Below are 1,621 nucleotides of genomic sequence, written 5' to 3'. Positions count from 1 at the left end.
GCGCCGGACGGAGGCCGTCGCCCGCGCCTGCCGCCTCATCGACGAATCCGAGACGGTGCCGGGCCTCGGCGCCCTGGCGGAGGCGGCCGGCCTCAGCCCGTTCCATTTCCACCGGGTGTTCAAGGCGGTCACCGGCGTGACGCCGAAGGCCTATGCGGCGGCGCGGCGCGCGGATTTCCTCGCCTCGGGCTTGAGCCGGGCCGAATCGGTGACGCAGGCGATCTACGAGGCCGGCTACGCCTCGCCGAGCCGCTTCTATGCGGACGCGACGGACCGCCTCGGCATGGCCCCGAACGTCTACCGCCTTGGCGGCAAAGGGGTCGCGATCCGGTTCGGCATCGGCCAATGCGTCCTCGGCGCCATCCTGGTAGCGGCGACAGCCAAGGGACTCTGCGCCATCCTGCTCGGGGACGATCCCGACATCCTCGTCCGCGACCTCCAGGACCGATTCCCGAAGGCCGAACTCTCCGGCGGCGACCCGGCCTTCGATGCGTGGATGGCGCAGGTGGTGGGGTTCGTGGCCCGCCCCTCGGGCGGTCTCGACCTGCCGCTCGATATCGGCGGCACCGCCTTCCAGCAGCGGGTCTGGGACGCCCTGCGCAAGATCCCCATCGGCACCACCGCCACCTATGCGGAGATCGCCCGCGCCATCGGCGCGCCGGCGGCGACCCGTGCCGTGGCGCGGGCCTGCGGCGCCAACCCCATCGCCGTGGCGATACCCTGCCACCGGGTGGTCCGGTCTGACGGGTCGCTCTCCGGCTACCGCTGGGGCGTCGCGCGCAAGCGCGACCTCCTCACACGTGAGGGCGCCGCCCCCTGACCGCGACATTCGCGCACCGATACCGATGACCGCGCTACCCCATCCGGAGGATGTGGCGCGGTCCGTCCCATGGCATGACCGTTCCCGGAGAGGGAGAATGCCGTGACGAGCGCCGCGACGCCGGATTTCTACTGGCTGGGTTTCGAAGCCTACGGGCGTGGCGAGACCATCGACCGCGCCCCGGGCGGCGAGGAATCCGCCGAGCGGCTGGATTGGATCGACGGCTGGGAGTTCGGCAAGTTCGCCTCCGCCGCCGACCCCGATCCCGACGATCTCGACGCCGCCGAGCCACCCCTGCTTGCCGCAGCGCATCCGTCGACGCCGCAGGATCGTTTGTTTTGTCGAACGATTTCGGCGGAACGCGCGCGCGGCAGATGACGGCCGGAGCGGGACAATACAGGCCTTCTCCCCTTGTCCATCAGCCTCGGGGAAACGATTTCCGGCCGAGGGAGTAGCGGCAGTAAGAGCCTTCTCCGATCAGTCGTTCTTAAAAAAGAACGTTCTCGTTGACAGGACAGGGTTTCGGCGGGACCATCCCGGCACTCGGCCAGGGCCATCGAGCGGGTCTGTCCCGTGCGCCCGGCCCTCCGATCCGTCCGAAGAATCCTGTCTCCCCCATGATCCTTTCCCCGCCTCTGCGCGACACCGCCGAAGGGCTCGCCCGGCTTTTTGCCGAACGGGCCGAGGGGCACGACCGCGCCGGCCGATTCGCGCATGACAACATCGCCGACCTCCGGAATGCCGGCCTGCCGGGATTGATCGTGCCGCGCCGGCTCGGCGGCGGCGGCGCGGTCGTGCCCC

2 protein-coding genes and 1 pseudogene are annotated in these 1,621 nt (G+C 70.4%); all 3 read left to right on the top strand.

Annotated elements, in window-relative coordinates; all coding sequences use genetic code 11:
- The coding region (locus FV220_RS24910) for a methylated-DNA--[protein]-cysteine S-methyltransferase (protein WP_147833575.1) at positions 1–820 on the top strand (820 nt) is incomplete at its 5' end.
- A gap of 102 nt (positions 821–922) precedes the next feature.
- Positions 923–1,198 carry a hypothetical protein gene (locus FV220_RS24905; protein WP_018041904.1) on the top strand — a complete coding sequence of 92 codons (276 nt, stop codon included), beginning with the start codon at positions 923–925 and terminating at the stop codon, positions 1,196–1,198.
- Positions 1,199–1,437: 239 nt separating this feature from the next.
- A pseudogene (locus FV220_RS24900) lies at positions 1,438–1,621 on the top strand (acyl-CoA dehydrogenase); the annotation flags it as partial.

Origin of the sequence: Methylobacterium sp. WL19, assembly GCF_008040005.1 — a bacterium.
Taxonomy (GTDB): Bacteria; Pseudomonadota; Alphaproteobacteria; order Rhizobiales; family Beijerinckiaceae; genus Methylobacterium; species Methylobacterium bullatum.
This window is presented reverse-complemented; position numbering and strand designations above follow the sequence as displayed.